Below are 26,073 nucleotides of genomic sequence, written 5' to 3'. Positions count from 1 at the left end.
TGCCCACCGTATCGGCAGATCCGAGGCTGTCCACCCGCAGTACAGTTCGTAGCGATATGACACCGTTCGACTTCTTTCAGGCCGAGGAGCTGCCGGTGCCGGCGATCACCGCGGCGCAGGCCCATGACATCGCCACGACGCACTTCGGGATTGATGGCGAGGTGACCGCGCTGGGCAGCCAGCAGGACGCCAACTTCCTGCTGAGCCGTCCCGACGGCGAGCCGATCGGCGTTCTCAAGATCGCGAACCCGGCGTTCTCCCGCGTCGAGATCGAAGCCCAGGACGCGGCGGCCGAGTACCTGAGTAACGCCGGCTGTGACGTGCGCGCCGCGACGAACCTCGCGTTTGCCGGCGTGGACCCGATCGCCGAGGTGCGCGACGGCAACGACGCCGTGCTGTACGCCCGGATCATCGCGCACCTCGCCGGCGGCACCTTGAGCGGCGACCGTTACCTCACGCCGGCGCGGGCGGCCGCGCTGGGCGCGCTGGCCGGCCGGACCGTCCGAGCCCTGGCCGACTTCGACCATGCCGGCGTCGACCGGGTGCTGCAGTGGGACCTGCGCCACGCCCTGCGCACCGTCGAGGTGCTTGCCGGGCACATGTCCGACCCTGCCCGCCGGGAGACCCTCGAGGCGGCGACCGCCGCAGCGTGGCAGGTGGTCGCCGAGCTCGCCGACGATCTGCCGGTCCAGGTGATCCACGGCGACCTCACCGACGACAACGTCGTGTGCGGCCCACCGGAGGGCGGCCGGCTGCCCGACGGTGTGATCGACCTGGGCGACCTCACCCGGTCGTGGACCGTCGGCGAACTGGCCATCGCAGTCTCCTCGCTGCTGCGCCACGAGGGCGGCGAACCCGTCGCGACCCTGCCCGCCGTCGCGGCCTTCCACGCGGTGCGGCCGCTGAGCCCCGCCGAGATCGAAGCCCTGTGGCCGCTGGTCGTGCTGAGAGCGGCGGTGCTGGTGGTCAGCGGTATCCACCAGGCCTCGATCGACGCCGACAACGCCTACGCCGCAGGCGCCCTGGACTACGAATGGCGGATCTTCGAACGCGCCATCGAGGTGCCCACCGAGGTCATGACCGCCACCATCCGCGCGGCCCTCGGAGCGGCCCAGCCCCTCGAGACGCCACCGGTCACCAGTCCGATGGTCGGCGGGCTTGCGCCGGGCGCGGTGGTGCGACTGGACCTGTCGTCGGAGGCCGACGCGATGGATGCCGGCCGCTGGCTGGTCGCGGACTGCGAAGACGATCTGGCTGCCGAGGCGCTGGCCGGCGGTGCCGGTGCGGTCGTGACGACGTTCGGCCAGCCCCGGATGACCCGCTCGGCGCCGCTGAGTCCGGAATCGTCGCCCACCGTCGGCACCGGCCTGGACCTGTGGCCGGCCGTACCGTCGCCGATCACCGCGCCATGGGACTGCGTGATCGACGCAGCCGCCGACGACGGTCTCACCCTGACCGGAACCGCGGGGACGGTGCAGGTGAGCGGGCAATTGCGCGTCGGCGATCAGGTCCGGCCAGGTGACAGCGTCCCGGTGGGGACCGTGCTCGGCAGCGTCGAGGGTCGGGTTTGGATCCAGTGGCGCAGCAGGCCCGACGTGACGGTCCCCGGCTTCGTTCGCGCGGAATACGCCGCGGGCTGGCTGAGTCTGGTGGAGAACCCGAGCCCGCTGCTCGGCCTGCCTGCGGTGGCGGCCGAGGCCGACGACAGCGAGGCGTTGTGGCGCCGCCGGGCGGATTCGTTCGCCGCCGTCCAGGAGCACTACTACCTCAATCCGCCCCGCATCGAACGGGGCTGGCGCGAGCACATGGTGTCCACCGAGGCCCGCAGCTACCTCGACATGGTCAACAACGTCGCGGTACTCGGCCACGGCCATCCGGTGCTCGCCGACGCCGTCGCACGCCAGTGGCGTCGGCTCAACACGAATTCGCGATTCAACTACGCCGCGGTGGTGGCGCTCTCCGAGCGGCTGGCCGCCACCTTGCCCGATCCGCTGGACACGGTGTTCCTGGTGAACTCCGGCTCGGAGGCAGGCGATCTGGCGCTGCGACTGGCGATGGCCACGACCGGGCGCCATGACGTGGTCTCGATGGCCGAGGCGTATCACGGCTGGACGTATGCCACCGACGCCGTGTCGACGTCGGTGGCCGACAACCCGAACGCTCTGGCCACCAGGCCGAGTTGGGTCCACACCGTGCCCTCACCGAACGCCTACCGCGGTGAGTACCGCGGGCCGGACGCCGCGCGCTATGCCCCCGAGGCGGTCCAGATCATCGAACGCCTTGCCGCGCAAGGTAATCCGCCGGCAGCGTTCATCTGTGAGCCGTTCTACGGCAACGCCGGCGGGATGGCGCTGCCCGACGGTTACCTCTCCGCCGTCTACGCCGCGGTCCGCGCGGCGGGCGGGCTGGCGATCGCCGACGAGGTGCAGGTCGGCTACGGCCGCACCGGACGCTGGTTCTGGAGCTTCCAGCAGCAGGACGTGGTGCCCGACATCGTCACCGTCGCCAAGGCGATGGGCAACGGCCAGCCGCTCGGCGCCGTCATCACCACGCGTGAGATCGCCGAGCGGTACCGCACCCAGGGCTATTTCTTCTCCTCCGCGGGCGGCAGCCCGGTGTCCTGCGTGGTCGGTCTGACGGTGCTCGACCTGCTGGAGCACGAGGGTCTGCAGCACAACGCCCTGGTGGTCGGGGACCATCTCCGGGCCCGCATCGAGGAGCTGGCGACCCGCCACGAGCTGATCGGCACCGTGCACGGCAGCGGGCTGTACATGGGCGTCGAACTGGTCCGCGACCGCACGACGCTGGAACCCGCCGTCTCCGAGACCGCGGCGATCTGCGAACGGCTGCTCGAACTCGGTGTGATCGTGCAGCCGACGGGCGACCGGCAGAACGTGCTGAAGGTCAAGCCGCCGATGTGCATCACCCGGGAGTCGGCGGACTTCTTCGTCGACATGCTCGAACGGGTGCTGAACACCGGCTGGTGAGTCAGCCCGGCGAGGTTCGGGCCGCCAGCCAGTCACGCTGGGCGCGGACGAACGGCGCATCGACCACCGCGCCGTGCCCGGGCACGTACAGCGCGTCCTGGCCGCCGAGTTCGAGGAGCCGGTCCAGGGCACGCGGCCAGGCAGGCAGGTCCGAGCCGGTGTCGATCGCCGGGTCGGCGGACTCTTCGACCAGATCGCCACAGAAGACGACCGTCCGCCGGTCTGCTCCCACCGGCGGAACGACGACCACCAGATCGTGGTCGGTATGACCTGCTCCCGGCAGTTCGAGATGCACGCTGCGGCCGCCGAGGTCGAGATCGACGGCCGTCACCGTGTGATCGGGGGCGCGGACGCCGGCGATCGCCTGGTCCAGCAGGTCCGGGTCCACCCCGTACCGCAGGGCGTGAGCCCGAACGTGGCCGATTCCGGTGGTCAGCGCGCGGGCGACAGCGGCAGGCGAATGCAGGACGGCCGTACCGAAACCGGCCGAGCCCAGGATGTGGTCGAAATGGTGGTGGGTCATCACCACGTCGGTCACCGGCGAACCGGTGATGCCGACCACGTCGTCTGCGATCTGTGTCGCTTCGGAAAGCGTTGTACCGCAATCGATCAGCAAATTCCGGCGCGTTCCCCGAACCAACCCGACCGTGACGTCGAGAAAGGTCAGCCGGCAGCGGTATACACCATCGGTCAGCGTTTCCCAGAGGAGGTGCATCACCGCAAAGATAGACCCTGGCCTACGGTGGTCATGGGCACTTACGTTGCACTGTGTAGCTAAGCGAATTATAGTCCAGACACATGTCCAGACAGTTCGCTGACCGTGTCCGGTTACATACACGATGACATATGCGAGCTCGGCGGGTCGTTCGGCCGTATCAGTCACGGACGTTCCAGGAGCGTGAACATGCGGATTGCGTTGCTGTCCTACCGCAGCAAAACCCACTGTGGCGGGCAGGGCGTCTACGTCCGGCACTTGAGCCGCGGCTTGGTCGAACTCGGCCACGACGTCGAGGTGTTCTCCGGTCAGCCCTATCCCGAGATCCTCGATCCCCGCGTTCGGCTCACCAAGGTCCCCAGCCTGGATCTCTACCGGGAACCCGACCCGTTCCGCGTCCCGCACCCCAGCGAGATCCGCGACCGCTTCGACGCGCTGGAACTGGCCACCATGTGGACATCCGGCTTCCCCGAACCTCGTACCTTCAGCCTGCGCGCCGCGCGACTGCTGGCCGCTCGGCTGAATGAGTTCGATGTGGTGCACGACAACCAGTGCCTCGGCACCGGCCTGCTGCGCATCGCCGAGATGGGCCTGCCCGTTGTGGCCACCGTCCACCATCCGATCACCCGGGACCGCATTCTGGACCTTGCCGCAGCAAAATGGTGGCGAAAGCCGTTGGTGCACAGGTGGTATGGCTTTGCACAAATGCAGAAGAAGGTCGCCCGCCGCATTCCCGACCTGCTCACCGTGTCGTCGTCGTCGGCCACCGATATCGCCGACGATTTCGGCGTCAGTCCGCAGCAACTGCGCGTGGTGCCGCTCGGGGTGGACACCGAACTCTTCAAGCCCTCCGACCAGCCGCGGGTGCCAGGCCGCATCATCGCGATCTCCAGCGCGGATCGGCCGTTGAAGGGCATCGGGCATCTGCTGAACGCCGTCGCCAGGCTGCGCACCGAACACGACCTCGAATTGCAATTGGTGGCGAAACTGGAGCCCAACGGGCCGACCGAGAAATTGATCGCCGAATTGGGTATCAGCGATATCGTGCACACCTCCAGCGGATTGTCCGACGAGGAGCTTGCGGGCCTGTTCGCCTCGGCTGAAATCGCCTGCATCCCCTCCCTCTACGAAGGCTTCTCACTGCCCGCCGTGGAGGCCATGGCCAGCGGCACCCCCATCGTGGCGAGCCGGGCCGGCGCGTTGCCCGAAGTCTTGGGTCCCGACGGTGAATGCGCCGATCTGGTGACACCGGGCGACGTCAAGGAGCTGACCGCCGCACTCGGCCGGCTGCTGGAATCCCCTGCCCGCCGTCAGTGGCTGGGCACCGCGGGCCGGCGCCGCGCGCTCGACGTGTTCAGCTGGGAGTCGGTGGCCGCGCAGACCGTACGGGTCTACGAGCAGGCGATCGCCCGGACCGGGCGCGTGACCAACTCTGTCGAGGCGGTGGACGAATCATGCTGACCGTCGACTTCGACCGGCTCGACGTCGGGCCGGGGACCACGGTCATCGACGTGGGCTGTGGTGCAGGGCGGCACAGCTTCGAGGCCTACCGCCGTGGCGCCAACGTGATCGCCTTCGACCAGGACGCCGAAGAACTGGCTAACGTCGACACTCTGCTGCAGGCGATGGGCGAGGCCGGCGAGGCCCCCGCGTCGGCCAAGGCTCAAGTCGTGGTCGGTGACGCACTGGCGCTGCCGTATCCCGATGCGTCCTTCGATTGTGTGGTGGCCTCAGAGATCCTCGAGCACATCCCCAACGACGACGGCGCGATCGCCGAGTTGATTCGCGTGCTCAAGCCGGGCGGCAAGCTCGCGGTGACGGTGCCGCGCTGGCTTCCCGAGCAGATCTGCTGGCTGCTGTCCGACGAGTACCACGCCAACGAGGGCGGCCACATCCGGATCTACAAGGCCGACGAACTGCGCGACAAGCTTGTTCGCGGCGGCCTGGAGTTCACCCACTCCCACCACGCGCACGCACTGCACTCACCGTTCTGGTGGCTCAAATGCGCTGTCGGCGTCGAGAAACCGAATCACCCGGCCGTCAAGGCGTATCACCAGCTGCTGGTGTGGGACATGATGTCGCGGCCGGCACTGACCAGACTCGCCGAATCCGCGCTCAATCCGCTGGTCGGCAAGAGTGTGGCCCTCTACTTCGAGAAGCCGATCACGAATGCCGCGCCCCAGTGATCTTGAGGGTGTGCCGGGCGTAGCCGACATCCTCACGCCGCAGCAATGTCGTCAGACAGCGGAATCTATTGCCGCCGTTCAGGAATCGTCAGGTGAGATCCCGTGGTCGGAGATCGGGCACACCGACGTGTGGGATCACGTCGAGTGCGCGATGGCCCTGACCGCGGCGGGCCTTCTCGAGCCCGCCCGGGCGGCCTACGAATGGTGCCGCCGTGAGCAGCGCGCCGACGGATCCTGGCCGATCCAGTACCGGCGCGGTGTGATCGAGGACGCCAACAGCGACAGCAACTTCTGCGCCTACATCGCCGCAGGCATCTGGCACCACTTTCTGGTGACCGGCGACGTCCGGTTCGCCGAGCACATGTGGCCGACGGTCCGCGCGGGAATCGACTTCGTCCTCGGTTTGCAGGCCGGGACCGGCGAAATCTATTGGGCGCAAGGGCCATCCGGTGTCCTCGAGGAGGCGTTGCTGACCGGCTGCGCCAGCGTCTACCACAGCATCCGTTGCGCGCTGGCACTCGCCGACCGGCTGGACGATCCGCAGCCCGAATGGGAGGTGGCTCTGGGACGACTGGGCCACGCCATCGCCGAACACCCGGACGCCTTCACCGAGAAGCCGCACCACTCGATGGACTGGTACTACCCCATTCTCGGCGGTGCACTGCGCGGCGAGCAGGCAACCGCCCGGATCGCCCACCGCTGGGACGATTTCGTGGTCGACGGGCTGGGCATCCGCTGCGTCGACGACCGGCCGTGGGTCACCGGGGCCGAGACCTGCGAGTTGGTCATGGCGTTGGACGCCATGGGCGACCGGTCGCGGGCGCTGACGCAGTTCAAATCCATGCAGCACCTGCGCGAGAAGGACGGCTCCTACTGGACCGGACTCGTTTTCGCCGACGGGAAACGCTGGCCCGTCGAACGGACCACGTGGACCGCCGCGGCGGTCATCCTGGCCGCCGACGCATTGTCATCGACCACCGGCGGCAGCGCCATCTTCCGCGCCGCCGATCTGCCGCGCGGCCTCGAGGGCGAGTACGACTGTGAATGCGTCAGGCGCTGACCGCTTCCCCGGCGGCCCCGCCGACACGCTCGAGCACTCGCAGCGAGCCGGTGCAACCCACTTCGGTGAACTGGCCGGATTCGATTGCGCGGCAATAGATGTTGTAGGGCGGGCGGCCACCATCACGCGGGTCGGGGAAGACGTCGTGAATGATCAGCGTGCCGCCGAGGGCCACCCACTTGGCCCAGCCGTCGAAGTCCTGCTGGGCGGCGGTCTCACTGTGGCCGCCGTCGATGAACAACAGATCCAGGGGCGTGCGCCAGCCACGTGCGACGACCGGCGACTTGCCGACCACCGCGACGATCGTGTCGTCGAGGTCGGCAGCGTCCAGTGTGCGCCGGAATGTGGGCAAGGTGTCGAATCGTCCGCTGACCGGGTCGACCATCGTCGTGTCGTGGAACTCCCAGCCGGCTTGGTGCTCCTCGGATCCGTGATGGTGGTCCACGGTGTACAGCACGCTGCCGGTCGCGGCGGCGGCGGCGCCCAGCATGACCGTCGACTTGCCGCAGTAGGTGCCGATCTCGACGGCGATCCCGGCATCCAGGTAGCGCAGCGCCGCGTCGTACAGCGCCCGTCCCTCGTCGGCAGGCATGAAGCCCACGACTTTCTCCGCCAATTCGAAAAGTCGGGAAGTTTGCGCTGCGGAGGCAGTGTCGGTGCGGCTCATGATCCGAACCTAGCCCGTACGCATGGTCCATGGCCAGCGCGCACCTTGTCGGTGCAGGTCAGTTGTAGTAGCGTCCGGACATGTGTCTGATCCGGTAGCTCGGGAATCAACGCGACGCCGGTTAACCGCAAAGCAGGCCGCCACGGTGGACCGCTTGGGCCGCGCCGCGGTCGAGGTGCTGAGCCGGGAGGGATTCTCCGGGCTGACGATCCGGATGGTCGCCGCCGAGGCGGGAGTCGGCGCAGCCACGGCGTACACGTACTTCTCATCGAAAGAGCATCTGGTCGCCGAGGTGTTCTGGCGCCGCCTTGCCTCCACCCCGGCACCGCCGGACGACTCCCCCGACCCGGTCGACCGCGTGGTGGGTGTGCTCCGGCACATCGCGCTGCTGGTGGCCGACGAGCCGGAGCTGGCCGGCGCGGTCACCACCGCGCTGCTCGGCAAGGATCCCGATGTCGAGCACCTGCGTTTCCGGATCGGCCGCGAAATACACCAGCGATTGTGTACCGCCCTTGGGACACACTGTGATTCGGATGCCGACGTGATCGAGTCGCTCGAGCAGCTCTACGCGGGTGCACTGGTGCGAGCCGGGATGGGATACGCGTCCTACACCGAGATCGCCAGCCGCCTCGAAGCATCGGCGCGCTTGCTGCTGACCTGAGGTTTCGACCGGTGATCGCCCGGGCATGTCCACCAGATGGATGTCGACCATCCTGAGGCGGACCAGCGGTGGAACGCCGCGGCCCGATCCGAGACCGAAGCGGAGCGACTGGACCGGAACTGGTCCACCCTGCTCCAGGAGCTTCGTGTCACCCAGACCGGCGTCCAGTTGCTCACCGGCTTTCTTCTGACTCTGCCCTTCCAGAATCGGTTCACCACGTTGAGCACCGAGGTGCAGGTGGTCTACCTGGCGACCGTGATCTGCTCGCTGGCGGCGACGGTCCTGTTGGTCGCACCCGTCGGCATGCACCGGATGTTGTTCCGCAGGCACCGGCTGCGCCCCCTGGTCGCGATCGCGCATCGCTTCGCGTTCTGCGGGCTTCTGCTGCTGGGCACCGCGCTCACCGGGGTGGCCGTCGTGGTGTTCGGGGCAGTGCTCGGTGAAGAGGCCGGTGTGCTGGCCGGGATCGTGACCGCCGTGGTGATGGTGACGGCCTGGGTGGTGTTCCCGCTGTGGATGCGCCGCCTCGACGGGTGAGCCACCGGGTTTGATCGGCGAGCCGGTTGGGAACACCCGCGCCATGTTGATTCGCAGAGTTGCCCGGCCAATGTTGGCAGCGGTGTTCATCGGCCAAGGATTCGAAGCGCTGAAAAGCCCGAAACCGGCCGCCGAAGCGGCCCGCCCGGCGCTCGAAGGTTTGCAAAAGCTGCCCGAATCGGTCAGCGCGAATGTGCCCAACGATCCGGAGACACTGGCGAAGATCACCGCGGCCGTCCAGATCGGCGGCGGTCTGCTGCTCGCCTCGGGTCGCCTGCCCCGGGTGGCCTCGGCGGCGTTGGCTGCCACCGTGATTCCGGCCAACCTCGGCGCGCACATGTTCTGGGATGAGCCCGACCAACAGCTGAAGGCCGAGAAGCGCCGCGCGTTCCTGACCGATATGAGCCTGCTCGGCGGTCTGATCATCGCCTCGGCCGACACCGCCGGGAAGCCGTCGCTGGGCTGGCGTGGGCGACGCGCGGCCCGCAAGGTCAGCGAAGCCGTGTCCGGTAGCCTGCCCGGCTCGAATCACGGCCTGCTGGACAACGATCTGCTGGACCGGGTCGGCCCCAAAGTCGGCCACGGCCTGCACGTCGGCGCCGAGCGTGGGCGTGAGCTGGCGCTGACCGCCGGTGAGCGCGCCGTCCCGCTGTTGGAGACCGCACGCAAGCGCGGCGCCGAATTCGCCGAGATCGCCCGTGAGCGTGGCGCCGAGCTGGCCGACATCGCCAGTGAGCGCGGCGCCGAGCTGGCCGATGTCGCCCGCAAGCGCGGCGCGGATTTCGCCGATGTCGCCAGTGAGCGCGGCGCGGAGCTCGCTGATGTCGCCCGCAAGCGCGGCGCCGAATTCGTCGACGTCGCGCGGGATCAGAGTGGCGAACTCGTCGATACCACGCGCGCGCGTGCCCGCAAGGCCAACAAGAAGGCCAAGAAGGACGCCAAGAAACTGGCCAAGCGCTGAGGCGCCGCGGTCGCACCGCGGGCGGGAGCCCCTGCTGTGTCCGGCTCGGAGGGTAGATTGGGCCGGACTGATTTCAGCGGGAGGAGCGAGCAATGACCACCGGTGACAACGACCCGAACGCGTACGGTCCGCCCGGGGGCTATCCCCCGCCTCCGCCGACGGGTCAGCCGGGGAGTTATCCCCCTCCGCCGTCCGGGTATCCCCCGCCGCCGCCCGGCCAGCCGGGCGGGTACGCCCCGCCACCGCACAATCCCTATGGGCAAAATCCTTATGGGCAACCGAGTTACGGTGGCGGTTTTCCGCCGCCGATTCCTGCCGGTGGGCAACCCGGCGGGCTGGGTATTCGGTTCGCCGCACGTCTGATCGACGGCCTCATCGTCGGCATCGTGTCCTTCGTGCTGGCGTTGCTGTTCGATGCGACCAGCAACATCCTTGTGACCGGGCTGTTTTCGGGCGTACTGACGTTTGCGTACTTCGTCGTCTTCGAGGTGACCCAGGGCTGGACTCCGGCCAAGAACATCCTGGGCCTGAGCGTGCGCGGGCCCGGCGGTGCACCCAAGCCGGATGTTCAGCAGTCGGCCATCCGCAACTCGTTCACGTTGCTGTCGGTGATTCCCTACATCGGCGGTCTGCTGGCCGTCATCGCCTACATCGTGATCGCGGTGACGATCAACGGCAGTCCGACCAAGCAGGGCAAGCACGACGAACTCGCCGGCGGAACCCAGGTCGTCAAGGGCTGACCGCCGCGGTCAGATCACCAACCCGAGGAGCAGCACGACGATCAGGCCGGTCACCGACAGCACCGTCTCCATCAGTGACCAGGTCTTGATCGTCTGCCCGACACTGATCCGGAAGTACTGGTTGACCAACCAGAATCCGGCGTCGTTGACATGGGAGAAGAAGAGCGAGCCGGCGCCGACTGCCAACACCACCAGCGACACCTGACCGCTGCTGAGGCCCTCGACCAGCTGGAGGACCAGCGCGGACGCGGTGATGGTGGCCACCGTCGCCGAGCCGGTCGCCAGCCGGATCAGCACGGCAAGAACCCAGGCCAGCACGATGACCGAGATGTTGACATCCTTGGCCCAGTCCGCCAGCAGAGTGCCGATTCCGCTGTCGACCAGCACCTGCTTGAAACCGCCACCCGCGGCGACGATCAGGATGATGCCCGCCACCGGAGGCAGACCCGACTCGACGCACTTCATCACGTCGCTGCGAGACATCCCCGCGCCGCGGCCAAGGGTGAAGATGCCGACGATCACCGCAAGCAACAGCGCGACCAGCGGGGTGCCCAGAACGTCGAAAGTGATTCGGAACCATTGATTCTCGTCGTCGATGAAAATGTCGACGAGCGCCTTTCCGAGCATGAGGACGACGGGCAGGAGCACACTGAACAACGTCACACCGAATGACGGCCTGCGATCACCGCGGTTCTCGTCGGGCATCACCTCAGCCTCCGGGCCGGCCGCGCGCACCGCGGCGGCGCCCGAACCGAACGTGTCGGGTGCCTCGACGACCACCCAGCGGCCGGCGAGCTTGCCGAACAGCGGGCCCGCCACGATGATCGTCGGGATCGCCACCGCGACACCGAAAGCCAGGGTCAGGCCGAGATCGGCGTGGAGCAGGCTGATCGCGGTCAGCGGCCCCGGGTGCGGCGGTACGAATCCGTGCATGGCCGAAAGGCCGGCCAGTGCCGGGATTCCCACAGTGATCAGCGACAGCTGGGAGCGCCGCGAGACCAGATAGATGACCGGCATCAGCAGTACCAGGCCGATCTCGAAGAACATCGGCAGGCCGATGATCGCGCCCACCAAGGCCATCGCCCACGGCAGCGCGCGCGGTGAGGCACGACCGACGATGGTGTCGACGATCTCGTCCGCGCCTCCGGAATCGGCGAGAAGTTTGGCGAACATCGCGCCGAGGGCGATCAAGATACCGACACCGGCCGCGGTGGAGCCGAACCCGTCACTGAACGACTTGAGTACCTTCTCCAGATTCTCGCCCGCGACGATCCCCACAGTCAGGGCACCAAAGATCAACGACAGGAACGGGTGTAGGTGCAGCACGGTGATGAGGACGACGATCACCGCGATACCGGCGAGGAAGGCCAGGATGAGCTGCCATCCGGGCGCTACCGGGGTGGGCAGCTTGGGCGCTTCGGCCAGAAGGATGGCATGGGCGTTCGTCATCGGCGTCACTTTCCTGATGTGCGGGAGATGTAGCTGTCGACGATCGAATCGATGCTCTGATCGACGTCGATGCTGATGCCTTCTTCGTCGGCATCGAGGGGTTCGAGCGTGGCGAATTGCGAAGTCAGCAGGCTCGCCGGCATGAAATGGCCTGGCCTGCTTGCCTGCCGGCGGGCAATGACCTCCGCTGTTCCGTCCAAATGCAGGAACGTCACGTCGTGGCAATGCCGGCGAAGCTGATCGCGGTACTTACGTTTGAGCGCCGAGCAGCTCATCACGCCGCCGCCGGGGTGCTCGGCCAGCCACACCCCGATCGCCTCGAGCCACGGGAAACGGTCCTCGTCGTCGAGGGCGTGCCCCGCGGTCATCTTGGCGATGTTGGCAGGCGGGTGGAAATCGTCGGCGTCGGCGAAAGGCACGCGCAGCCGTTGCGCCAAGGCCGCGCCGACGGTTGATTTCCCCGAACCGGACACTCCCATGACGACGATGGGTGAGGTCATGCCTGCGTCTACCCGGCTGTTCGGCATGTCACACAGCATTCACCAATAGTCATACCTTTTCAAGACCAAATCGTGATGAATCTGTTTTTACCTGGCTATAAGACATGTATGACACCATGTATTGGTGAGTTCGGAGCCAATGGTCAGCGAGTTGCATAGCAGCGTGCTGACCGCTCTCGGCGAGGCGATTGTCTCCGGCCACTACCAGCCCGGGCACGTGCTGACCCTCGACGGCGTCAGCGCGGACCACGGGGTCTCTCGCTCGGTGGCGCGCGAGGCCATCCGGGTGCTCGAGTCCATGCGGATGGTCGCCCCACGCCGACGGGTCGGCATCACCATCCAGCCGGCGAGCAAATGGAACGTGTTCGACCCAAGGGTCATTCGCTGGCGATTGGATGTCGGTGACCGAACCGCGCAGCTGATGTCGCTGTCGGAGTTGCGTCGCGGTTTCGAGCCTGCGGCTGCGGCACTGGCTGCGCGCCGCGCAGACCCCCACCAGTGCCGCATCATGGCCGCCGCCGTGTCCGACATGGTGGTACACGGCCGATCCGGCGACCTGGAATCATATTTGCTGGCGGACAAGATCTTTCACCGCACGTTGTTGGAGGCAAGCGGCAACGAGATGTTCCGCGCGCTCAACGATGTCGTCGCCGAGGTTCTCGGCGGCCGCACTCATCACGGCATGATGCCCGATCGGCCCAACCCCGCCGCGATCGAACTGCACGATGAGGTGGCACGCGCGATCCGGATGCGCGACGAGGCTGCCGCCGAGCGCGCGATGCGGGCCATCATCGACGAGGCCGCGGCAGCGCTGGCCGGTGACCTTGCGGCGCCGGGCAATTAGGTTGCCGGACTATGCCGCCGGCTGCACATGGAAGTACATCATCAGCCCCTCCACCTTGGTCACCGTCACCGTGTGCGGCGTCGTTTCGCCCGCCGCCGTCACGTCGCAGTGCGCCTCCGCGCCCGGTTTCCCTTCCAGACCGCCATCGCAGTCGGCGGAATCGACCGCCGCCCCGGAGGATTGCGACACGGTCTTGGCCACGAGCTTGTCGAGCTGCTCCTTCGACGCGGCGGGGACCATGCTGTAGCTGATGTTCTCGCCGTCGATCTTCGTCGCGGTGACCACGAGGTCGAAGCTGTCGGCGCCGCTCAGCAGCACCTCGCAGCGGGTGGTCTTGCCGCCTTCGCCCCGCAGATTATCGGCACAGGTCACGGTTTGCGGTTTCTCGCCCGCCTTCTGCAGCCGCTGGGTGATGTCTTTCTCGAGGTCCGTTTTCGACACGGCAAGACCACCGGTGCTGACGTCTGAGGAACACCCACTCAGTGCCGCCGCGGCGAGGCTCACCGCGGCGAGCCCGGCGCCGAGGCGAGCGAGCACCGTCATGGCACGCAATGTGACCTCCCAGCCGGCTCGCGGCGCGGGCGGCCGCACGATGCCAGCAAGATACCAAGTGGTTCACTATTTCAATGAGCAGAACCCCGGCCCTGGCTCGCCGCTTCTTCGACCGTTACGAACCCGTGCACGGCATCACCTACTTCGCACCGGGGGTGCGAAGTGCCTTCGACGCCTTGGGATTCGTCGGATTCTGGCGCGGCTACTTCGCCGGTCGTTCCGCACCGCTCGGCCGGGTGCCGGTGGAGGTGGTGACCGCGACCTTCTACAACTTCTCCACCGAACGGGTGGCCAAGGCGATACCCGCGATCTGGGACGTCGCCGCACCCGAGGAGATGGTGCGCGTCCGGCAGGACACCGCCGTCCAGGCGCTGCAGGGCTACGGGCTCGGCGACGACTCCCCGGGAGTGGCGGAAGCCGCCGAACTGGCCGGACTTGCCGCGAGAAACGCTCCACTCGACGGTCGTCCGCTGTTCGCGGCCAACCGGGCGCTGCCCTGGCCGGACTCCCCGCTGGCCGCGCTCTGGCATGCCGCGACGCTGTTGCGTGAGCACCGCGGCGACGGCCACATCGCCGCGCTGGTGAGCGAAGGCATCAGCGGACGCGAATCCAACGTGTTCCACGTCGGCGCCGGGGCGGTGCCCGCCGACTTCATCAAACGCAGCCGCGACTACTCCGACGAGGAGTGGGACTCCTGCGTCCGCTCGCTTCATGAGCGCGGATTGCTCACTGGCACAGGTGCCCTCACCGATGCCGGCCGGGCCCTGAAGGAGCACGTCGAGACGCGCACCGACAGCCTGTCGCTGCGCGCGCTGGACGCTCTCGACGACGAGTCGGTGGAGCGCCTGTTCCGGGCTCTGACGCCGATCACCCGGACGGTCATCGCCGGTGGCGACCTGCCTGCCGCCACGCCGATGGCGCTGCGCCGCGACGAACTCGACGACGACAGCGCACACCTCTAGGACGGGTCTCCCGGCTTCAGCTCGACTTGCGATGCAGCGCTTCGGGCTTGTGCACGGCGTCGTTACCGCTCTTGTCGCTGCGAACCCGGTACTGGGGATCGTCGCTCGACGCCCGCACCGTGCGCTTGGCGGCAGTGGTGTCGGAGGTGATCTTCTCCTCCACCGTTCCCTCCGCGGTGCTGCCGTGGCTCTGCCAGGTGACTTTGTCGCCCTTGTGGAATTCGTCCTTGCCCATTCCTGCGCGTACCCGCGCAGTACCGGACTCAACCGGTCACAGGTTGCGGTTCCACTCCACCCAGCCTGACCCGGTCCGCCCATCGGCGGTCTCGACGGTGACCCAGGCCCGCGGGAAGAAACTGACCTGACCCTCCGGCGCCACCAGCCGCACAGGCGCGTGGCCGCGAACAGCGACGGTCGTCTGGACCGGACCGGGCAGGTACTCGATGGTCGTCGTCAGCGGTAACCCGTTGTCGGAGAACGTCGCTTCGGCACGCACAGTCGTCGTCTCGGTGACCGGTTCGCCGGAGCGCTGCAGGTAGCCGACGCTGATCGGGTCCATGCCTGGGATGCGCAGGTCGACACCGTGCAGGTGGGTGCCGTCGTCGAGGTGCAGGGCGCTCCAGACCCAGTCCATGCTCCACCAGTCACGCACGCCGTGGGAATGATCACGCTGCCCCGGAACCGCCTCGAACCGGTGCACCTTCCCGTCAATGGTGACGGTTCCGGTTACGGTGCAGGGGATTTCGTAGCGAGTGGTGATGCGATACGCGTACGGGGTCCCGACCGTCGTCCAGGTGAGGTCCATGGCCAATTCGACGGGCCTGCCGGGCTCATCGCGCAGCAGCGCCGACGGATCGTCGTATTCCAGCGCTGTTCCGCGGACCTCGACGCGGTAAGTCTGCAGCGGAGTGATGGCGCCATGACGCAGTTCGGCGCCATCGGCCTTGGCCACCGAGGGGTCGCTGGGCATCGGCGCCTCGAAGTTGACCAGCGCAACCGTGGGCATATCGGGGCCGCACACCAGGGCGTTGATCCACGCGACATTCTGGTTGGGTACCAGGCCGAGCCGCAGCCAGCCGCCGATCCCCTGAGCCGGGTCGGCGAAGTCCCAGTACCAGCTCTCGTTCCACAGTGGCTCGTCGCCGGGCTGATGGGCGCCTTCGTCAGCCGGGTCGGGCGTCAGGGCGGCAGCGGTGGACGGCGGCGGCAGGATGTCGAGCGCGCCGGTGTCGAGGACGTGGCTGGTATGCCGGTCCAGCATGGTCAGGAACATCTCGTCGCCCCGGTCGGTGCGCTCGACAAGCATCGACGAGACCACCGCCATCATCACCCCCGCGAAGCTCTGGCGCCGGACGCCCTCGCGCACCTGGTCGAGAGTGACACCCGAATCAGGGCCCAGCCCTTGGTGATACGCGCGAAGCAGCTCGTCGTAGTGGGCACGCCGATCGTCGATGGTGACAGCACATCCGATGAAGTACGCCACGTCTGTCATGGCCGGCCCCCAGGTGACGGTCTGCCAGTCCACGACGGTGAGGTCGCGCCGGGATCCGGGACGGCCGAACAACATGTTGTCGAGCCGGTAATCGCCGTGCACCAGACCCTTGATCCGCTCGGGCAGGGACTCGTCAGCCAGGTAGGCGTCGAAGCTGCCCACCAGCCGGTCACACACCTGCCGCTGCTCGGCGGTGATCGCATCGCCGTAGCGATCGGCGAAACCCGCCCAGAGCTGACCGATCAGCGCCTGGTCCAGCGGCGCCGCCCGGGTCAGCCATTCGGCGTCGGCCAGATGATCGTTACCGATCACCGGGGCGTGCAGCCGTCCCAGCTGCGTCAGCGCCAGAACGGCGTCTTCGATTGTGGCGCCGCGGATTTCATTACCGACCTCGGCGGGTGCCGCGTCGTCGAGAAGCAGCGTGAAGATCCCGGTCTCGGGGTCGTACGAACTGTGAAAGCACTCGGCCACCGGACCACCGAGGCGCGGCGCGATATCGGCGTAGAACCTGACCTCGCGCTCGTAGAGTCCCAGCGCCATCCCGGTCTGTCTGCTCGTCGGATCGGTCGCCGCGACCTTGAGGACCACCGAGGCGGGCCCGTCGACGCCGTCGTCATATGTCAGTCCGACCCGGTAGCACTCGCTCATCTGGCCGGTACCGATGCGGTCGACGGTGAATCCGGTGACCGGGAACCCGATGGCGGTGGTCAGCCACTCGGCGGTCAGGTCAGTCGGTCGCTCGATGACGATGTCGTTGGTCTGCACGCGACCAACCTAGGACACATCCCTGGCGGCCCGAAAGGTTTTCCCGCCATCTCTTGACGGGTGTCAAATCAGTCCTGGTCAGGCTAGCGGCCGGCCAGGGAAAACCCTGCCCACGCCTCGCGCCGATGCGGATGGGGATCGTAATCGACGCGGGTGTGCCGGTCGAACACCAGCACCGGCCGGTCCGCTTCGGTGTAGCGCGGCCAGCCGTCGCCCGGCACACCGGTGCGGCTGAAATGCCGCCACCTGTTCTGCAGATCCCGGCTGACCTTCAGCGCCGATCGCCGGTCCATGGCCGCGGTCAGCGCGGCACCGAACCGGGTCCGGTAGATGTCGAACACCGCCAGCAGCTCGGTGGCGTGGGTGGCACCCAGCCCCGACCAGTGCAGGGTGCGCGGCGCGTAGTCGTAGCGGTACACATACGTCGGCGCGTGCCGGCCATGCGCCTCGGCGATCTGCCAGGCAGCGGTCCCGAACGCGAAATCACCCCCGAGCTGGACGCAGGCCGCCGGCCGCGGGTAGCCGGGGTAGGCCGCGGTGATGCGCTGGCGCGCTTCGGGTTCCGCGCTCGCCAGCAATCGTTCGATGGCGGGTTCGGTGGTCGGGAGCAGCTTCATGAACCGGGTGAACAGCTTGCCTTCGTCGGCGTTGGTGCCGACGATCAGCGGCACCTTGTGGATCGACCCGCGCCGCATGGCCGCGATCGGATCGTCGGGCAGGACGTCGTCGCCGTAGGTGGGGCCGAGCGAGAAGGCGCCGTCCATGTCGGTCATGCTCTGCGCCAGCAGCGTGTCCAGGGCCGCGACCAGGTCCCGGGGCCGGGCCCGCATCACGGTTTCCGCGCCGTCGTCTCCGCCGGACCCGAGCAACCGGGCGAACTTGCCGGCAATCGTGGCGGCGGTCTCCGGACCGCTCACCAAACCGGACGCGGGACTCTCCGAAATCGCCTGTGCGAAAAGACCTTCGGCTTCCGGGACGGCCAGCAGCGTCGCGACGGCATGAGCACCGGCGCTCTCGCCGAAGATCGTCACATTGCCGGGGTCACCGCCGAACGCCCCGATGTTGTCGCGCACCCAGCGCAGCGCCATCACGAGGTCGCGCAGGAAGAGATTGCTGTCGATCGGAGTATCCGGCGTGGACAACGACGAGAGGTCCACGCACCCCAGAGCGCCGAGGCGATAGTTCACCGAGACGTACACGCAGCCCCGGCGAGCCAGTGCGGCACCGTCATAGATGGGCGTGGCCGAACTTCCCATCAGATAGCCGCCGCCGTGAATGAAGAACATCACCGGCAACGGTTCGTGGTCCGGTTCGCTGCCAGTCCATTGCGGTGTGACGACGTTGAGCGTCAGACAGTCCTCGCCCATCGGCTGGTACTTGCCCACCGCCAGCATCGTGTAGCGACGCTGCTGAGGGGCACAGTTGGCGAAGCCGTGGCAGTACCGGACGCCGCGCCACGGTTGCGGAGGCTGCGGCGCGCGGAAACGCAACGCACCCACCGGCGGGCGGGCGTAGGGAATCGAACGCCACCTGTTGACCCCGTTGCGGACGAACCCCTCGACGATGCCGCTGCGCGTGGTGGCGCGGACGGTGTGTTCGTGCATCACTCGACGGTAGCGAACATTGCGCTCCTCGACGCGCCTGACAACCCGATCTGCTGCGGCCCGCTAGCCTGTCGGGATGCGGATCGCCGTGCTGTTCACCGCGTCGCTGCTGGTCGCGGGATGTTCCGGCGCGACAGGCGGTCAGGCGGGCCAAACTCAGCTGACACCGATCACCCCGTCGCGCACGGCCACGTCGTCGTCTGCGCCGTCGCCGTCCACCTCGGCCACACCCACATCGACGGTCCCGGCGCCTGCGGCCGGGGTGCCGATCGCCGACGCGATCCGGTGGATCGAGGCAGCTCCACCGATCGACGCCGCGCAGTACCACATCGCCCTGCGCGGCGGTGTCACCGCCGACCTCGGCGACGACGTCGCCTTCACCACTCCCGGCGGCACCGGCTGCATGACGGACGCCAAACACGGCTCGCCCGCCCTGGCCTGCCTGGTCGAACTGACCAACCCACCGCCGCGGCCTCCCGACGTGTACGGCCAGTGGAAGGGCGGCTGGGTCGACTTCGACGGGTCGACGGTCCAAGTCGGTTCTGCGCACGGGGATCCGGGTCGCTTCGCGGCAGGGCAGGGCCGCGAATTGCCCTATGACACGTCATTGTCGTTCGGCAATTACCGCTGCCGGACCGATGCCAGCGCCCTGGTGTGCGTGAACTACGCCCAACAGTCGGCGGTACGGCTTGCCGCCGACGGCGTCGACGCGTTCGCGTGCGCCCGGCAGGTCACGCCGCCCGCGGGCATCGGGGTTCAGTACGTCTGCTAGTGGGTGTGCGCCGGATAGGCGTGGATCATCGCGGTGGCCAGTTTGGGTACGGCGTGGGTGAGGTCGTGTTCGGCTTCGTGGGCGACGTGATGTGCCTGCGCCAGAGTGAGATCGGGGTCGACGTCGAGTTCGGCGTCGGCATGCAGCCGATGGCCGATCCACCGCATCCGCACACTGCGCACCGCACGCACTCCCGGCCGGGCGGCGAGTGCGGCCTGCGCCGTTTCGACGAGTTCGGGGTCGACGCCATCCATCAAGCGGCGGAACACGTCCCGGACCGCGGTGCGTAACACCGCGAGGATGGCCACGGTGATCACCAGGCCGATGATCGGGTCCGCCAGCGGAAAGCCAAGGGCGACACCGCCTGCACCGATCACCACGGCCAGCGAGGTGAAGCCGTCGGTGCGGGCGTGCAATCCGTCGGCCACCAGAGCCGCGGAACCGATCCGGCGCCCGACACGGATCCGGTAGAGCGCGACCCACTCGTTGCCGACGAAGCCGAGCAGACCCGCAAGCGCGACCCACCCGAGGTGCTCGATGGGCCGCGGATTTATCAGCCGCCCGACGGCCTCGTACCCGGCGACGATCGCGGACAGCGCGATCATCGCGACGACGAACATCCCGGCGAGATCCTCGACGCGGCCGAATCCATAGGTGTAGCGCCGCGTTGCGGCCTTGGTGCTCAACGCGAATGCGATCCACAGCGGTACCGCGGTCAGCGCGTCGGAGAAATTGTGGATGGTGTCGGCGGCCAGTGCGATCGACCCGGACGCCATCACAACGGCGATCTGGGCAACTGCGGTGACACCCAGCACGACAAGGCTTATCTTGACCGCGCGGATACCCGCCGCGCTGGACTCGAGCGCGCTGTCGAGACTGTCGGCCGCGTCATGGGAGTGCGGCGCGAAGATGTCGGTGATCGCTGCACGCAGACCGGAATGATGGTCATGGTCATGGTGCGTTGCAGCCGTGCGCTTTTGGCTGTCGTCGTGGATGTGAGCCATTACGCGCTCCCCCTGGCCGGCAATTCGTGCACCCCGCGATGGTGGGCAGGCGTCCCGCCGGCGGCGTGCTCGGCGTTGTACACCGCGTCGGTGACGAGTTGACGTACGTGGTCGTTCTCCAGGCGGTAGAACACCTGGGTACCTTCTCGCCGGGTGCGGACCAGACGGGCCATCCGCAGTTTGGCCAGATGCTGGGAGACCGACGGCGCCGGTTTGTGGACGCACTCGGCGAGATCGTTGACACTGAGTTCGCCGTCGATCAACGACCACAGCAGTTGCACACGGGTGGCGTCGGCCAGCATGCGGAAGACCTCAACGACCAGCAGCGCATGGTCGTCGGCAAGCTGCCTATCTGCATTCATACGCAGATAATAGCGGAACAGTGGAACAAATCGACCCGGTCGCCAGTTTGGCGTGAGGTGAATGAACACACGCTCGTGGTGTACGCCAACCCCCGCGGGCCGGCGTCACGCGCCAATGCGGCGCTTCTGCGCGCGGTTACACACCGGCCGGATACCGAGACTCGGGACCTCATCGCCCTCTATCCGGACGGTCTCGTCGATGTCACCGCCGAGCAGGCGGCCCTGGAACGCGCGGATCAGGTGGTGCTGCAGTACCCGACCTACTGGTACTCGATGCCCGGGCCGATGAAGAACTGGCTCGACCAGGTGATGACACCCGGGTGGGCGTACGGCCCCGGCGCGCCGGGCGTGCTGGCGGGCAAGACATTGCGGATCGCGACGACCACCGGCGGTGTCACCGAGGACTACCAACCGGGCCGGCTGCACGGGTTCGAGTACGCCGACCTTCTGGCGCCGCTGCGGGCGACCGCGCGTCGACTCGGCATGCAGTTCGCCGAACCCCTTGTGCTCCATGGTGTTCGACATCTGAGCGATGACGAACTCGCCGCCGCGGCGGCCCGATACGAGGGTCTGCTCGCCGAGACCCCGGCCCCGGCTACGCGGCCAGAACTCCCTTGGCGCGCAAGATCGGAAGCACGCCCTCGGCGAACCAGTAGGCCTCTTCGAGGTGTGGGTAGCCCGACAGGATGAACTCGTCAAACCCGACCGTGTGGTACTCCCAGATCAGGTTGGCGACCTCTTCGTGGCTGCCGACCAGAGCGGTACCTGCGCCGCCGCGGACCAGCCCGACGCCGGCCCACAGGTTCGGGTAGATCTCCAGCTTGTCGGTGCGCCCACCGTGCAGCGCCGTCATCCGGCGTTGCCCCTCGGACTCCGAACTGGCGTGTAGCGCGGTGGCCTGCTCGATCTGGTCCGGCGTCAGCTCGTTGACGAGCTCCTCGGCGACGGCCCAGGCCGCGGCCGAGGTGTCACGGGTGATCGTGTGCAGCCGAATCCCGAAGCGCAGACTGCGACCACGCGCCGCGGCCAACTCGCGCACCGCGTCGATCTTGGCCTTCGCGGCCAGCGGCGGCTCACCCCAGGTGAGGTACACATCGACATGCTCGGCAGCGATGGGCAGCGCGGCCGCCGACGAGCCACCGAAGTAGAACTCCGGCAACGGGTTCGGCGGCGCGGAGACCTTGCCGTCGCGGATCTTGTAGAAATCGCCGTCGAAGTCATAGGAGTCCTGGCCCCAGACCGACTTGACGATCTGCAGGAATTCACCGGTGCGGGCGTAGCGCTCGTCGTGGTCGAGCCAATCGCCGAATCGCTGTTGCTCGAGGTCGTCCCCGCCGCTGACGACGTTGAGCAGCAGGCGGCCTTCGGAGAAGCGCTGAAGAGTCGCCGCCTGCTGGGCGGCCAGTGTGGGCGGCACCAGTCCGGGCCGGAACGCCACGAGAAACTTCAGCCGCTCGGTTTCGGCCAGCAGCGCCGATGCCGTCAACCACGCGTCCTCGCACCAGGTTCCGGTCGGCGTCAGCACCCCTTCGAATCCGAGCCGGTCGGCGGCCCTGGCCACTTCGGCCAGATAACGCCGGGTGGGTGGACGGTAGCCGTCCGGAATCGTGTGGTGTGACGACGCATGCGATGCCCCGACGATCGAACGGCTGTCACCATTGGTGGGCAGGAACCAGAAAAATTTCGCAGACAAGAAGAACCCTCCTAATTCGAACTGATGAGAACTGGCTCGAGCACGCCGGCGTAGCGGCGGTCGACCCACTTCGAGATGTCAGGCGCAGTCTGGATCTGCCCCGATTTGGCGAACAGATCGGCGATCTTCTGCTCCGAGGCGATCACCTCGTCGCTGAGAGCTGTCGGCAGACGCAGGCTGCGACTCTGCGACACCTCGGCGGCCCTGGGATCCAATCCCACTGCTGCGGCATACTTCTCGGCCCACTCCTGCGGGTGATCCTGAGCCCACTTGGCTGCCTTGGCGAACCTGACGAGCAGATCGGCCAGAGCGGAACTGCGCTTGGGATCGGCCAGGGCGGCGTCGGAGGCCACCCCGAACCAGTAGCCGTTGGTCACCCCTTTGGCCTGGGCGATCGACCGCACTTTGAGCTGCTGCTCGGCCTGTGCGGTGTAGGGGTCCCAGATCGCCCACGCATCGGCCTGGCCCGCCTTGAACGCCGACAGCGCATCGGCCGGCTGCAGGAACACCAGCGTCACATCGGCCGGTGTCAGCCCGGCCTTGTCCAGTTGACCCAGCAGGTGACCGTGCGCCGAGCTGCCCTTGCCGACGGCGATGCTCTTACCGCGCAGATCGCTCACGGACTGGATCGGTGAGTCCGCCTGGACGAGGATCTGGTCGCCGACGCCACCACCGTTGTAGGCCGAGACCACCTTCACCTTCGCGTTGGATGCGGCACCGAAGATCGGCGGGGTGTTGCCGGTGATGGCGAAGTCGATCTTGCCCGCGGTCGCGGCCTCGATCTGCGGCGGTCCGGACGTGAACGTCGAGAACGCGATCTGATAGGGCAGGTTGTCCAGCGCACCGGCGGCGCGCAGCAGTGACTCGGTTCCACCCTTTTGATCACCCACCTGCAGGGTGAGGCCCGAAAGTTCACTGAGCGGCACCGTCGCCGGGGCCTGGGATGCACCCGTGTTCTGCTGGCGCGACACGCAGCCCGTCAGCAGCAGCCCGACGACGGTCAGCGCGATGAACACGCGACGAAATGCTCTGAGAGACAAGCTAGCTCCTGTCAGATCTGGACACCGAGCTGCGAGAGCAACTCGGCGCGGTGATTGTCGTTGGCGGTCGACGAGCTGCCGGTCGGCAGCCGTGGGTCGGTGATGGCTGTCTGGAAAACCACCTCACCGTCGTCCAAGACCAGCACCTGATCCGCCAGTGCGACAGCCTCGTTGACGTCATGGGTGACCAATAGGACGCCGAACTGGTGACGGCGCCACAGCTGCAACAACAGTGAGTGCATGCTGAGCCGCGTGAGCGCGTCCAGGGCGCCGAACGGTTCGTCCAGCAGAAGCAACTGCGGCTCGGCAACCAGCGCCCTGGCCAGCGAAACCCGTTGCGCCTGACCGCCGGACAGTGTCAATGGCCACGCATCCGCCCGATCGGCCAGGCCGACATCGGCCAGCGCCTGATCGGCCCGAGCCGCCACCTCTGCGCGAGAAAGCCGAAATCGGGTCAGCCCGTATCCGACGTTGGTGCGCACCGTGCGCCACGGAAACAACCGCGGCTCCTGGAAGGCCAGCGCCGGAGCTCCGCTGACGATGCGCTCACCGGTGTGGTCCCGGGACAGGCCGGCCAGCACGCGCAGCACGGTGGATTTGCCGGATCCGCTGCGGCCCACCAGTGCGACGATCCGGCCCGCGCCGACTGCGACCGAAACATCCTTGAGCACATGATGTTCGCCGTACCACTTGTCGACGTGCAGGAGCGATCCGGCCACGCCGGTCTGGCGATCGTGGATCACGGTCATGACCGATACCTCAGGGCACGGCGCTCCAGTGAACGCACGATCGCATCAGTGGTGATACCCAGCAGCGCATAGACGATCAGACCGAAGATGATGATGTCGATGCGCAGGAAGTCGCGTGCGTTGTTGATCAAATAGCCGATGCCTTTGTCGGCGTTGATCTGTTCTGCGACGATCAACGTCAGCCACGCAATCGCCAGTGATTGCCGCAGACCGACGAGTACCTGTGGCGCCGCGCTGGGCGCAACGATGTTGGCGAACCGCTGGCGAAACGAAAAACCAAGCACCTCAGCGGTTTCGAGCAATTTGGGGTCGACCTGTCGGATCGCCGAGAACGTGTTGAGGTACAGCGGGAAACTGACGCCGAGCGCGACCAGGAGAACCTTGGGAAGTTCACCGATACCGAACCACAGGATGAACAGCGGGATCAGACCGAGGTGCGGCAGCGCGCGCAACATCTGCATGGGCGGGTCCACCGTCGCCTCGGTCCAGCGGGACAACCCGACGGCGCTCCCCAGCCCGATGCCGATGACCCCGCCAAGCAGCAGGCCCTGCGCGACGCGCGCGCCGGATACCCGCAACGCGTCGGCGAGCTGACCATTGCGGACGAGTTCGAGCCCGGCCTCGGCGATCAGCGACGGTGCGGGCAGTACCTCTTCAGAGATGATCCCCACCGCGCTGCCCACCTGCCACAACGCCAGCAGTATCACCGGCGACGCCCACCGGGCGATCGCCCACGTACGCTGCCGGCGGCGCGGCGCTGTGCGTGAACCGGCCGGCAGCACCGGCGCAGAAGCCTGCACGGCTGAAGTGGTCACGATTGGCTCCCCCGGCGACACGTGGGTGGCTGACAATGGGCACGCGACGACAGACGAACTCGACGCGTCCACCGACCCTAGAAATCCCCGCCCGATCGGTTAAGGGTTTGATTCGTGGTGACGCAAAGATCGGAGCTGTCAGCGCCAGCCGTCGGCGGCCTTGGCGGCCCGGACCAGCGCATCGCACAGCTCGCGCAACTCGGCTGTGGCCGCACCCTCGTCGACGGCGGTCGCGACGTCTTCAGCCGCACAACGCACCTGGAACACCCGATCTGACAATTCGGCGGCCTCGTCGGCCGAGAGCACCACCGCGTCCTCCGGGATGGCACTGCCCTTGACCAACGCCCGCTGCTCGTATGCGCGTTGCCGGCAGGACTGACGGCAGTACTGCCTGCGCCGGCCCATCCCGACGTCGGCCACCTCACGTCCACACCACCGACACGGCTGGGAGCGGGAACGACGCGTCACGTCATGTGACTGTAGACGGCATCGCGAAGTGATCCCGGTATCATGGGGGGTCGAGTCGGGAACCGCAGCGAGTTGTCTTGCGTTGACTACCTGGACTTCATAGGGGGCCCGGCCCTTACTAAGGCACCGAAGGAGAATTGACGATGGCTGATCGCGTCCTGAGAGGCAGCCGCCTCGGAGCCGTGAGCTACGAGACGGACCGCAACCACGACCTGGCGCCGCGTCAGATTGCGCGGTACCGCACCGAGAACGGCGAGGAATTCGAGGTTCCGTTCGCCGACGACGCCGAGATCCCCGGCACCTGGCCGTGCAAGAACGGCCTGGAGGGCACCCTGATCGACGGTGACCTGCCCGAGCCCAAGAAGGTCAAGCCGCCGCGCACCCACTGGGACATGCTGCTGGAGCGCCGCTCGATCGAAGAGCTCGAGGAGCTGCTCAAGGAGCGTCTCGACCTGATCAAGTCCAAGCGCCGCGGCAGCTGATCGCCG

General features: G+C 67.4%; 28 protein-coding genes. 13 read left to right on the top strand and 15 right to left on the bottom strand.

Features of this window, described 5'->3' with window-relative positions:
- The first annotated feature begins 56 nt into the window (after positions 1-56).
- Positions 57-2,987, top strand: a complete 2,931-nt coding sequence (locus G6N32_RS13020) for an aminotransferase (protein WP_115319952.1) — start codon at positions 57-59, stop codon at positions 2,985-2,987.
- Between the two features lies 1 nt (position 2,988).
- On the opposite strand, the gene G6N32_RS13015 is transcribed toward G6N32_RS13020, so the two are convergent.
- A complete protein-coding gene (locus tag G6N32_RS13015) occupies positions 2,989-3,702 on the bottom strand; it encodes an MBL fold metallo-hydrolase (RefSeq protein WP_115319951.1) in 714 nt (237 codons plus the stop codon).
- A 189-nt stretch (positions 3,703-3,891) separates the two neighbouring features.
- Here G6N32_RS13015 and G6N32_RS13010 point away from each other — a divergent pair, with 189 nt between their 5' ends.
- From G6N32_RS13010 to G6N32_RS13000, 3 genes are read left to right on the top strand one after another with little or no spacing between them, the layout of a single operon-like run.
- The gene (locus tag G6N32_RS13010; protein WP_115321134.1) at positions 3,892-5,163 is read left to right on the top strand and encodes an MMP alpha-(1->4)-mannosyltransferase; all 1,272 of its coding nucleotides are present in this window, start codon (positions 3,892-3,894) and stop codon (positions 5,161-5,163) included.
- Positions 5,157-5,888, top strand: a complete 732-nt coding sequence (locus tag G6N32_RS13005) for a class I SAM-dependent methyltransferase (protein ID WP_083123020.1) — start codon at positions 5,157-5,159, stop codon at positions 5,886-5,888. Before G6N32_RS13010 ends, G6N32_RS13005 begins: the two co-directional genes overlap by 7 nt.
- Positions 5,872-6,948 (top strand): MMP endo-(1,4)-3-O-methyl-alpha-D-mannosidase, encoded by a 1,077-nt coding sequence (locus G6N32_RS13000; RefSeq protein ID WP_115319950.1) that lies wholly within the window; start codon positions 5,872-5,874, stop codon positions 6,946-6,948. Before G6N32_RS13005 ends, G6N32_RS13000 begins: the two co-directional genes overlap by 17 nt.
- Here the strand turns inward: G6N32_RS13000 and G6N32_RS12995 are convergent.
- The gene (locus G6N32_RS12995) at positions 6,938-7,615 is read right to left on the bottom strand and encodes a class I SAM-dependent methyltransferase (protein WP_115319949.1); all 678 of its coding nucleotides are present in this window, start codon (positions 7,613-7,615) and stop codon (positions 6,938-6,940) included. The genes G6N32_RS13000 and G6N32_RS12995 overlap by 11 nt on opposite strands.
- Before the next feature lie 82 nt (positions 7,616-7,697).
- Between G6N32_RS12995 and G6N32_RS12990 the strand changes: the two genes are divergently transcribed.
- The 4 genes from G6N32_RS12990 (at position 7,698) to G6N32_RS12975 (ending at position 10,514) form a co-directional block, all read left to right on the top strand.
- Complete coding sequence (locus G6N32_RS12990) at positions 7,698-8,276, top strand: TetR family transcriptional regulator (RefSeq protein ID WP_115319948.1); 579 nt, start codon at positions 7,698-7,700, stop codon at positions 8,274-8,276.
- Positions 8,277-8,312: 36 nt separating this feature from the next.
- Positions 8,313-8,813 carry a DUF6328 family protein gene (locus G6N32_RS12985; protein ID WP_115319947.1) on the top strand — a complete coding sequence of 167 codons (501 nt, stop codon included), beginning with the start codon at positions 8,313-8,315 and terminating at the stop codon, positions 8,811-8,813.
- Positions 8,814-8,856: 43 nt separating this feature from the next.
- Positions 8,857-9,774: a DoxX family protein gene (locus tag G6N32_RS12980; protein ID WP_115319946.1), complete on the top strand. Its 918-nt coding sequence runs from the start codon at positions 8,857-8,859 to the stop codon at positions 9,772-9,774.
- A 92-nt stretch (positions 9,775-9,866) separates the two neighbouring features.
- Positions 9,867-10,514 carry an RDD family protein gene (locus G6N32_RS12975; protein ID WP_115319945.1) on the top strand — a complete coding sequence of 216 codons (648 nt, stop codon included), beginning with the start codon at positions 9,867-9,869 and terminating at the stop codon, positions 10,512-10,514.
- Between the two features lie 9 nt (positions 10,515-10,523).
- On the opposite strand, the gene G6N32_RS12970 is transcribed toward G6N32_RS12975, so the two are convergent.
- A complete protein-coding gene (locus G6N32_RS12970; protein WP_115321133.1) occupies positions 10,524-11,963 on the bottom strand; it encodes a GntP family permease in 1,440 nt (479 codons plus the stop codon).
- 5 nt (positions 11,964-11,968) lie between these two features.
- Positions 11,969-12,463 carry a gluconokinase gene (locus tag G6N32_RS12965; RefSeq protein ID WP_115319944.1) on the bottom strand — a complete coding sequence of 165 codons (495 nt, stop codon included), beginning with the start codon at positions 12,461-12,463 and terminating at the stop codon, positions 11,969-11,971.
- 139 nt (positions 12,464-12,602) lie between these two features.
- On the opposite strand from G6N32_RS12965, the gene G6N32_RS12960 reads away from it, so the two are divergent.
- A complete protein-coding gene (locus G6N32_RS12960; RefSeq protein WP_276048077.1) occupies positions 12,603-13,307 on the top strand; it encodes a FadR/GntR family transcriptional regulator in 705 nt (234 codons plus the stop codon).
- Positions 13,308-13,316: 9 nt separating this feature from the next.
- Here G6N32_RS12960 and G6N32_RS12955 read toward each other — a convergent pair whose 3' ends face one another.
- Positions 13,317-13,850: a DUF4333 domain-containing protein gene (locus G6N32_RS12955; protein ID WP_232077620.1), complete on the bottom strand. Its 534-nt coding sequence runs from the start codon at positions 13,848-13,850 to the stop codon at positions 13,317-13,319.
- An 83-nt stretch (positions 13,851-13,933) separates the two neighbouring features.
- Here G6N32_RS12955 and G6N32_RS12950 point away from each other — a divergent pair, with 83 nt between their 5' ends.
- Positions 13,934-14,821, top strand: a complete 888-nt coding sequence (locus G6N32_RS12950) for an SCO6745 family protein (RefSeq protein ID WP_115319942.1) — start codon at positions 13,934-13,936, stop codon at positions 14,819-14,821.
- 16 nt (positions 14,822-14,837) lie between these two features.
- Here G6N32_RS12950 and G6N32_RS12945 read toward each other — a convergent pair whose 3' ends face one another.
- The 3 genes from G6N32_RS12945 to G6N32_RS12935 all read right to left on the bottom strand — a co-directional run bounded on the left by G6N32_RS12945 (position 14,838) and on the right by G6N32_RS12935 (position 18,682).
- Positions 14,838-15,056 (bottom strand): hypervirulence associated TUDOR domain-containing protein, encoded by a 219-nt coding sequence (locus G6N32_RS12945; protein ID WP_115319941.1) that lies wholly within the window; start codon positions 15,054-15,056, stop codon positions 14,838-14,840.
- A gap of 36 nt (positions 15,057-15,092) precedes the next feature.
- Positions 15,093-17,078, bottom strand: a complete 1,986-nt coding sequence (locus G6N32_RS12940) for a DUF7064 domain-containing protein (protein ID WP_115319940.1) — start codon at positions 17,076-17,078, stop codon at positions 15,093-15,095.
- A gap of 83 nt (positions 17,079-17,161) precedes the next feature.
- On the bottom strand, positions 17,162-18,682 hold the full coding sequence (locus G6N32_RS12935) for a carboxylesterase/lipase family protein (RefSeq protein ID WP_115319939.1): 1,521 nt from the start codon (positions 18,680-18,682) through the stop codon (positions 17,162-17,164).
- Positions 18,683-18,758: 76 nt separating this feature from the next.
- Here G6N32_RS12935 and G6N32_RS12930 point away from each other — a divergent pair, with 76 nt between their 5' ends.
- Positions 18,759-19,454, top strand: a complete 696-nt coding sequence (locus tag G6N32_RS12930; protein ID WP_115319938.1) for a hypothetical protein — start codon at positions 18,759-18,761, stop codon at positions 19,452-19,454.
- Here the strand turns inward: G6N32_RS12930 and G6N32_RS12925 are convergent.
- Positions 19,451-20,458, bottom strand: a complete 1,008-nt coding sequence (locus G6N32_RS12925; RefSeq protein WP_115319937.1) for a cation diffusion facilitator family transporter — start codon at positions 20,456-20,458, stop codon at positions 19,451-19,453. The two genes, G6N32_RS12930 and G6N32_RS12925, sit on opposite strands and share 4 nt — an antisense overlap.
- Positions 20,458-20,820: an ArsR/SmtB family transcription factor gene (locus G6N32_RS12920; RefSeq protein WP_115319936.1), complete on the bottom strand. Its 363-nt coding sequence runs from the start codon at positions 20,818-20,820 to the stop codon at positions 20,458-20,460. The genes G6N32_RS12925 and G6N32_RS12920 overlap by 1 nt, the downstream gene beginning before the upstream one ends.
- Positions 20,821-20,877: 57 nt before the next feature.
- Here G6N32_RS12920 and G6N32_RS12915 point away from each other — a divergent pair, with 57 nt between their 5' ends.
- Positions 20,878-21,510, top strand: a complete 633-nt coding sequence (locus G6N32_RS12915; protein ID WP_197935834.1) for an NAD(P)H-dependent oxidoreductase — start codon at positions 20,878-20,880, stop codon at positions 21,508-21,510.
- On the opposite strand, the gene G6N32_RS12910 is transcribed toward G6N32_RS12915, so the two are convergent.
- The 5 genes from G6N32_RS12910 to G6N32_RS12890 form a co-directional block, all read right to left on the bottom strand.
- On the bottom strand, positions 21,416-22,513 hold the full coding sequence (locus tag G6N32_RS12910; RefSeq protein ID WP_115319935.1) for an LLM class flavin-dependent oxidoreductase: 1,098 nt from the start codon (positions 22,511-22,513) through the stop codon (positions 21,416-21,418). The two genes, G6N32_RS12915 and G6N32_RS12910, sit on opposite strands and share 95 nt — an antisense overlap.
- Before the next feature lie 11 nt (positions 22,514-22,524).
- The gene (locus G6N32_RS12905; protein WP_115319934.1) at positions 22,525-23,529 is read right to left on the bottom strand and encodes an ABC transporter substrate-binding protein; all 1,005 of its coding nucleotides are present in this window, start codon (positions 23,527-23,529) and stop codon (positions 22,525-22,527) included.
- Positions 23,530-23,564: 35 nt separating this feature from the next.
- Positions 23,565-24,302 (bottom strand): ABC transporter ATP-binding protein, encoded by a 738-nt coding sequence (locus tag G6N32_RS12900; protein ID WP_115319933.1) that lies wholly within the window; start codon positions 24,300-24,302, stop codon positions 23,565-23,567.
- Entirely contained in the window at positions 24,299-25,102 is an 804-nt protein-coding gene (locus tag G6N32_RS12895; protein WP_232077771.1) for an ABC transporter permease, read from the bottom strand. The genes G6N32_RS12900 and G6N32_RS12895 overlap by 4 nt, the downstream gene beginning before the upstream one ends.
- A gap of 153 nt (positions 25,103-25,255) precedes the next feature.
- On the bottom strand, positions 25,256-25,585 hold the full coding sequence (locus tag G6N32_RS12890) for a hypothetical protein (RefSeq protein ID WP_083120495.1): 330 nt from the start codon (positions 25,583-25,585) through the stop codon (positions 25,256-25,258).
- A gap of 143 nt (positions 25,586-25,728) precedes the next feature.
- Here G6N32_RS12890 and G6N32_RS12885 point away from each other — a divergent pair, with 143 nt between their 5' ends.
- Positions 25,729-26,067: an RNA polymerase-binding protein RbpA gene (locus tag G6N32_RS12885; protein WP_036345376.1), complete on the top strand. Its 339-nt coding sequence runs from the start codon at positions 25,729-25,731 to the stop codon at positions 26,065-26,067.
- Positions 26,068-26,073 lie beyond the last annotated feature (6 nt).

Origin of the sequence: Mycolicibacterium aichiense (assembly GCF_010726245.1) — a bacterium.
GTDB lineage: Bacteria > Actinomycetota > Actinomycetes > Mycobacteriales > Mycobacteriaceae > Mycobacterium > Mycobacterium aichiense.
This window is presented reverse-complemented; position numbering and strand designations above follow the sequence as displayed.

What these genes read in the sequence shown, in the direction of transcription:
- G6N32_RS13020 (WP_115319952.1), top strand. Translation starts at nt 57, where the DNA reads ATGACACCGTTCGACTTCTTTCAGGCCGAGGAGCTGCCGGTGCCGGCG.
- G6N32_RS13015 (WP_115319951.1), bottom strand. Translation starts at nt 3,702, where the DNA reads ATGCACCTCCTCTGGGAAACGCTGACCGATGGTGTATACCGCTGCCGG.
- G6N32_RS13010 (WP_115321134.1), top strand. Translation starts at nt 3,892, where the DNA reads ATGCGGATTGCGTTGCTGTCCTACCGCAGCAAAACCCACTGTGGCGGG.
- G6N32_RS13005 (WP_083123020.1), top strand. Translation starts at nt 5,157, where the DNA reads ATGCTGACCGTCGACTTCGACCGGCTCGACGTCGGGCCGGGGACCACG.
- G6N32_RS13000 (WP_115319950.1), top strand. Translation starts at nt 5,872, where the DNA reads ATGCCGCGCCCCAGTGATCTTGAGGGTGTGCCGGGCGTAGCCGACATC.
- G6N32_RS12995 (WP_115319949.1), bottom strand. Translation starts at nt 7,615, where the DNA reads ATGAGCCGCACCGACACTGCCTCCGCAGCGCAAACTTCCCGACTTTTC.
- G6N32_RS12985 (WP_115319947.1), top strand. Translation starts at nt 8,313, where the DNA reads ATGGATGTCGACCATCCTGAGGCGGACCAGCGGTGGAACGCCGCGGCC.
- G6N32_RS12980 (WP_115319946.1), top strand. Translation starts at nt 8,857, where the DNA reads ATGTTGATTCGCAGAGTTGCCCGGCCAATGTTGGCAGCGGTGTTCATC.
- G6N32_RS12975 (WP_115319945.1), top strand. Translation starts at nt 9,867, where the DNA reads ATGACCACCGGTGACAACGACCCGAACGCGTACGGTCCGCCCGGGGGC.
- G6N32_RS12970 (WP_115321133.1), bottom strand. Translation starts at nt 11,963, where the DNA reads ATGACGAACGCCCATGCCATCCTTCTGGCCGAAGCGCCCAAGCTGCCC.
- G6N32_RS12965 (WP_115319944.1), bottom strand. Translation starts at nt 12,463, where the DNA reads ATGACCTCACCCATCGTCGTCATGGGAGTGTCCGGTTCGGGGAAATCA.
- G6N32_RS12960 (WP_276048077.1), top strand. Translation starts at nt 12,603, where the DNA reads ATGGTCAGCGAGTTGCATAGCAGCGTGCTGACCGCTCTCGGCGAGGCG.
- G6N32_RS12955 (WP_232077620.1), bottom strand. Translation starts at nt 13,850, where the DNA reads ATGACGGTGCTCGCTCGCCTCGGCGCCGGGCTCGCCGCGGTGAGCCTC.
- G6N32_RS12950 (WP_115319942.1), top strand. Translation starts at nt 13,934, where the DNA reads ATGAGCAGAACCCCGGCCCTGGCTCGCCGCTTCTTCGACCGTTACGAA.
- G6N32_RS12945 (WP_115319941.1), bottom strand. Translation starts at nt 15,056, where the DNA reads ATGGGCAAGGACGAATTCCACAAGGGCGACAAAGTCACCTGGCAGAGC.
- G6N32_RS12935 (WP_115319939.1), bottom strand. Translation starts at nt 18,682, where the DNA reads ATGCACGAACACACCGTCCGCGCCACCACGCGCAGCGGCATCGTCGAG.
- G6N32_RS12930 (WP_115319938.1), top strand. Translation starts at nt 18,759, where the DNA reads ATGCGGATCGCCGTGCTGTTCACCGCGTCGCTGCTGGTCGCGGGATGT.
- G6N32_RS12925 (WP_115319937.1), bottom strand. Translation starts at nt 20,458, where the DNA reads ATGGCTCACATCCACGACGACAGCCAAAAGCGCACGGCTGCAACGCAC.
- G6N32_RS12920 (WP_115319936.1), bottom strand. Translation starts at nt 20,820, where the DNA reads ATGAATGCAGATAGGCAGCTTGCCGACGACCATGCGCTGCTGGTCGTT.
- G6N32_RS12900 (WP_115319933.1), bottom strand. Translation starts at nt 24,302, where the DNA reads ATGACCGTGATCCACGATCGCCAGACCGGCGTGGCCGGATCGCTCCTG.
- G6N32_RS12885 (WP_036345376.1), top strand. Translation starts at nt 25,729, where the DNA reads ATGGCTGATCGCGTCCTGAGAGGCAGCCGCCTCGGAGCCGTGAGCTAC.